The sequence below is a fragment of the Frankia canadensis genome, assembly GCF_900197875.1.
Lineage (GTDB): Bacteria > Actinomycetota > Actinomycetes > Frankiales > Frankiaceae > Frankia > Frankia canadensis.
The window spans coordinates 1-5,479 of the sequence record NZ_FZMO01000245.1; the positions used below are offsets into that span (position 1 = coordinate 1).

Annotated in this window: 2 protein-coding genes and 1 pseudogene; 2 read left to right on the forward strand and 1 reads right to left on the reverse strand. The window is 75.8% G+C overall.

Going from position 1 to position 5,479, the window contains the following annotated elements:
• Positions 1-446, forward strand: a pseudogene (locus C1A33_RS34255) (hypothetical protein); the annotation flags it as partial.
• Between the two features lie 155 nt (positions 447-601).
• Positions 602-4,576 (forward strand): alpha-(1->3)-arabinofuranosyltransferase domain-containing protein, encoded by a 3,975-nt coding sequence (locus C1A33_RS19110; RefSeq protein ID WP_243407722.1) that lies wholly within the window; start codon positions 602-604, stop codon positions 4,574-4,576.
• On the opposite strand, the gene C1A33_RS19115 is transcribed toward C1A33_RS19110, so the two are convergent.
• Complete coding sequence (locus C1A33_RS19115; protein ID WP_243407723.1) at positions 4,539-5,171, reverse strand: hypothetical protein; 633 nt, start codon at positions 5,169-5,171, stop codon at positions 4,539-4,541. The genes C1A33_RS19110 and C1A33_RS19115 overlap by 38 nt on opposite strands.
• Positions 5,172-5,479 lie beyond the last annotated feature (308 nt).

Here is a 5,479-nt window from a genome sequence, read left to right on the forward strand (position 1 = left end):
CCGTCCCGGGGTCCCCCGTGACCCCGTCCACACCGGCCAGGCCGTCGGCGCCGATCGTGCCGCCCACACCTGCCGTGTCCTCGCTCGGCGTGTCCTCGCTCGCCGTGTCCTCCCCGGCGGCGCGCGCGCCACTGTCCCCGCCGCGTCGACCCGCTGCCGAGGGCGACGCCCGCGGGACGAACGATCGTGAGCCGGCGGGTGCGCCGCCCCCCACCACGATCGACCGACCGAAGCCGGGTGTGAGCCGCCCGAACGCCGCGGAGAGCCTGCCTCGCCCGCCGGCCGAGGAGCCGGCGCTCGCCATCCCGAGTCCCGCCGCCGAGCCGACGCCCGCGGTGGCGCTGGCCGCCGCGCTCGGAACGGTCCTCGCGGCGGGCGGCGCCCGGGCGTCGCTGGGCCCGGGCACCGTGGGACCGGACGGCGCGGGCCGCCGCGCGTCCTCCTAGCGCCCGTCGCGCCGGGGCGTCCCGGGGCGAGGTGGGGGGTGTCCGGACGAATGTGGTCCGGTCTGTAGTGTCGGGACACCCCCTTCCGGACCTTGGAGCCAGCGATCCTTTCACCCGCCGGTGGGCCCGCCGTCGCGGCGGCGACCGGGCCGCGCGTGTCCGGGGCGCCCGTCGTGGACGCCGGCGCGGCCCCGTTGTCCCCGCGCGCTCGCCGTACCTCGCGCTGGCCGCTGCTCGGGTTCGCCGTCGGGTTCGCCGTGCTGTACCTGGTGCAGGCGCCGGGCAAGCTGACCGCGGACACCAAGCTCGACGTCCCGCTCGACCCGTGGGGCTTCATGGGCCGGGCTACCCACCTGTGGAACTCCCTCGCCGAGTTCGGCTACCTGCCGAACCAGTACGTCGGCTACCTGTTCCCGATGGGCCCGTTCTTCGGCCTGGGCAAGGCGCTCGGCGTGTCGCCCTGGATCACGCAGCGGCTGTGGATGGCGCTGCTGCTCACCGTCGCGTCGTGGGGCGTGGTGCGCCTCGCGGACGCGCTGCGCATCGGGGTGCCCGTCACCAGGGTCCTGGCGGGGCTGGCCTACACGCTGTCGCCGATGTTCCTCGGCAAGGTGGGGGCGACGTCCGTCGCGATGGCCGGCGCCACGATGCTGCCCTGGATCACCCTGCCGCTCGTCCTCGCGCTGCGCCCCGACGGTGCGCTCGGCGCCGACACGGGCACCGCCGCCGGCCCGGCGGGCCCGGGCGCGGATCCGGCCACCGATCCGGCGTGCCGGCTCTCGCCGCGGCGCGCGGCCGCGCTGTCCGGGCTCGCGATCCTCGCGACCGGCGGGATCAACGCCACCGTCACCCTGTGCGTGCTGCTGTGCCCCGCGGTGGTGCTGCTGTTCGCCGGCGGGACCAGGCGGGCCTGGGCGCTGCGGGCCTGGTGGGTCGTCGCCGTGTTCCTGGCGACGGCCTGGTGGCTGCTCGCGCTGCGGGTGCAGGGCCGCTACGGCCTCAACTTCCTCCCGTACACCGAGACGGCCGAGACGACGACGGCGTCCACGTCCGTCGCCGAGGCGCTGCGCGGCGCGACGGACTGGCTGGCCTACCTGCAGCTGCCGCGGGCCTGGCTGCCCGCCGCGACCGAGTACGTCTCCAGGCCGGTGCCGATCGTCGGCTCCGCCGCGGTCGCCGGGATCGGGCTGTGGGGGCTGTGCCGCTCCGATCTTCCCGCCCGCCGGTTCCTGCTGGTGACCCTGGCCGTCGGCACCGTGTCGGTGTCCGCGGCGTACCCGGGCCACCCGGGTAGCCCGTTCTCCGGTGAGCTGCGTGACCTGCTCGGCAACCAGCTCGGCTTCCTGCGTAACGTCTACAAGTTCCAGCCGGTGGTGCGGCTGCCGATCGCGCTGGGCGTCGCGCACGCCCTGACCGTGCTGCCGACCCGGTTCACCGCGGCCGCCGGCCGGCGGCGGCGGCGGTGGCCCCGGCCCCGCGCCGGGGTGGCGACGGTGACCGCCGCGCTCACCGCGGCCGCGCTGGTGTGCGGCATGACGCCGGCCCTGTCCGGGCGCGCGCTGCAGCCGCGGCCGTTCGGCGCGGTGCCGGACTACTGGGTGCAGGCCGCGGACTGGCTCGGCGGCAACCCGCAGGGCGGCCGCACCCTGGTCGTCCCGGGCTCGCCGTTCGCCGAGTACGACTGGGGACGCCCGCTGGACGAGCCGCTGCAGTGGCTCGCGAAGACCCCGTGGGGGGTGCGCAGCCTCATCCCGCTCGGCGGGGTGGGCGTGACCCGGCTGATGGACGGCATCGAGCACGAGCTGTCCACCGGCTCGGCGACCGGCCTCGCCACGGCGCTCGCCAGGGCCGGCATCGGGCAGATCCTGCTGCGCAACGACCTGGAGCAGAAGGACTGGGACATCCCGCCGTCCACCGACGAGCTGCACCGGGCGCTGCGCTCCTCGGGCCTCACCCTCGCCGCGTCCTTCGGTCCGCAGGTGCTCGGGCGGGCCTCGGCGAAGGAACGGCTCATCCCCGAACTGCGCAATCCCAAGGGCACGGTGCCGGCGCTGGAGGTGTGGACGGTGCCGGGTGGGACGACGCTCGTGCAGTCCTATCCGGCGGACCGGGCGGTCGTCGTCTCCGGCGGACCCGAGGCGACCGTGCAGATGGCCGCGCAGGGCCTGCTCAGTCCCGACCGGGCCGTGGTGCTCGCCAGTGATCTCGCCGCCCCGGCCAACACGACCCCGCCGTCGACCAGCCCCGCCGCGATCAAGGCGGCGCCCGGCGACGTGATCGGCCCGACCACGGCCTGGGTCGACACGGACACCCTCACCCGCCGGGACAGCACGTTCGGCATCGTCCACGACGCCAACTCCTACCTGCTCGGCCCGACCGGCAACGCGGTCGGCCGCGCCGGCTCGCCCAACCAGTGGGCCGAGGACGACGTGGACGGCCACCAGACCGTCGCCGGCTATGCCGGCGGCATGTCCGTCACCGCCTCCTCCTACGGCTACGACCTGCTCGCCGCCCCGGACCTCGCGCCGCAGGCCGCCGTCGACGGCTACCCGGCGACCGCCTGGACGGCGCTGCGCAAGAACGGCACCACCTCGGCCGGCCAGTGGATCCAGCTCGACGTCGGCCGGCGGATGTCCGTGCCGTACATCGACGTCCAGCTGCTCGCCGAGGGGGCCTGGCGCCCGACGGTGCAGGCGATGCGGGTGACCACGCAGGCCGGCACCATCGTGACCACGGTGCGCTCGGTCGAGGACACCCAGCGCCTCGCCGTCCCGCCGGGGGAGAGCCGCTGGTACCGCATCACCTTCGAGCGGGTCAGCCGGGAGAACGACGACACCCTCGGCGCCGGCATCCGGGAGATCACCATCCCCGGCGTCCGGTTCCAGCGCTACGCGCAGCTGCCCGACGACGTCGGGCGCCTGTTCGCCGGCGCCGACAGCGGCCAGCTCGCCTTCTCCCTGGAACGCGAGCGGGTCGATCCGGCGCAGCCGTTCGGCGGGTCCGAGGAGCTGGCCCTGTCCCGCCGGTTCGACGTGCCTCGGCAGACCGACGTGGTCGTCGCCGGCACCGCGAGCTTCCTGCCGCCGCCGCGCGGCACCCCGCCCGCCGACGACGGCCCGCTGCTCGTCGACTGCGGCGACGGCCCCACCCTCGTCGTCGACGGCGGCCGCCACCCGCTGCGGATCACCGGGCGCAACAGCGACGTGACGTCCGTACGGCCGGTGCGGGTGTCGCTGTGCACGCAGGGCGGGGTGCTCGCCCTGTCCGCCGGGCCGCACCTGGTCTCCGTGGACCAGGGGCCGACCTCGATCCTCGTCGACTCGCTCTCGCTGGTCGGGACCGGCCCGGAGCTGTCCGACCAGCCGCCGCGGGCGACGACGGTCCGTCAGTGGGGCTCGGAGCGCCGCACCGTGGACATCGCGGCGGGCAGCCGGGCCTTCCTCGCGGTCCGCGAGAACGCGAACACGTCCTGGACGGCGCGTCTCGGAGGCGGCACGCTCGCCCCGGTCCGTCTCGACGGCTGGCAGCAGGGCTGGATCGTCCCGGCCGGTGCCGGCGGCACGATCGTGATCGAGAACCGGCCCGGCATCGAGTACCGGCGCGATCTGCTCATCGGTCTGGGCCTGGTACTGCTGCTCGTGGCGCTCGCCGTGCTGCCGGGCCGGTATCGGCTGCGGCGGCGCGTCGACCCGGACTCGTACCCGGTCCTCCCCCGCCCGCCGGCCTCGGCACGCCGCCGCCTCGGCCGGGAGAGCCCGCCTGGGACCGGGCCCGCGTGGCTGCCGGCGGTCCTCTGGACGGGCCTGGCGATGATCGCGTTGGTGCTGGTCGCGGGGCCGGTCGCGCTGGCCGTGCCGGTGCTGGTCTGGATCGGCCGGGGCCGGCCGGCTGTGCTGGGCTGGATCGCCGGGCTCGCGATGCTCGGAGCCGGTATCGGCGTCGCGGCCGCGCCGAACAGCCAGCCGGGCAGCGGCAGCGGGGCGTTCAGCACGGTCGTGCAGCTGCTCGGAGCCGTCGCCTTCGCCGCGGCGCTGGCCGCGCTGGCGGTGTGGTCCTGGGAACGGACCCGGGCCGAGCCGGCGGGTCGCGGGCTCAGTGCCGGGGGCGGCGGCGCAGCAGGGGCAGAGTGACGCGGCGCAGCAGGGACCGGTGGGCGAACTCCTCGTCGAACTCGCGGGACAGCTCCGCCCAGTCCTCCGCGTAGCGGAACCCGTCGGCGTCCGCCGACTCGTGGAAGCCCAACACGGTGAGCTCCCGCAGCGACGCGGGCCGGTCGAGCCAGCCGGACAGCAGGGGTGCCGCGGCCGGGAACTCCGCCGCCGCGGCGGCGAACTCGGCGGCGGGATCGAGACGCAGCAGGCTCGCCGTCCGCCACAGCGGGGCGAGCACGGATACGTCGTCGTGGCGGTCCACGGCGCGCAGGGTCGAGACCGAGACGGCGAGCAGCCCCATCCGCAGCAGCTCCGGATCGGCGCGGCGGACCGCCAGCGACGCCATCCGCAGGGCGAACGTGCGCAGCGTCTCCGCCTCCACCTCCGGGCGGATCAGGTCCAGCAGCTGGCCGGGACCGCCGGTGCGGCGCGCCTTGCGCAGCAGGTCGACGATGGCGACGTCGCGCTCGTTCGGGATCGCCACCCCCGCGTAGCGCGCGGTCTCGGCGCCGGTGAGACAGACCAGGTCCGCGAGCTCAAGCCGCTCCGGCGCGAAGTGTCCGTCCTCGGTCATACCGCTCCTTCGGGCCCGGGTCGCGGGTGACGCGGGCGCCGCACCCGCGCGGACGGACGCGCACTCCGCTCGATCAGGCCGGACCGGCGCCCGGGCGCTCGACGCGCGGCAGGCCACCGTCGAGGGTGGAACCGAGCGCCGCGAGCACATAACGTGCCGTTACCATCACCGTGAAGTCCCTGTGACCATCCTCTCAGTTCCCTCGAATGATGACCAGTGTCTGACAGTGGGTAGCCGCCTCGGGGAGTCCCGGGGGAGGGCGGTGGCTCGCCCGGGCCTCCCCGAGGCGGCTACCCACTGTCAGACAC

What these genes read in the sequence shown, in the direction of transcription:
- C1A33_RS19115 (WP_243407723.1), bottom strand. Translation starts at nt 5,171, where the DNA reads ATGACCGAGGACGGACACTTCGCGCCGGAGCGGCTTGAGCTCGCGGAC.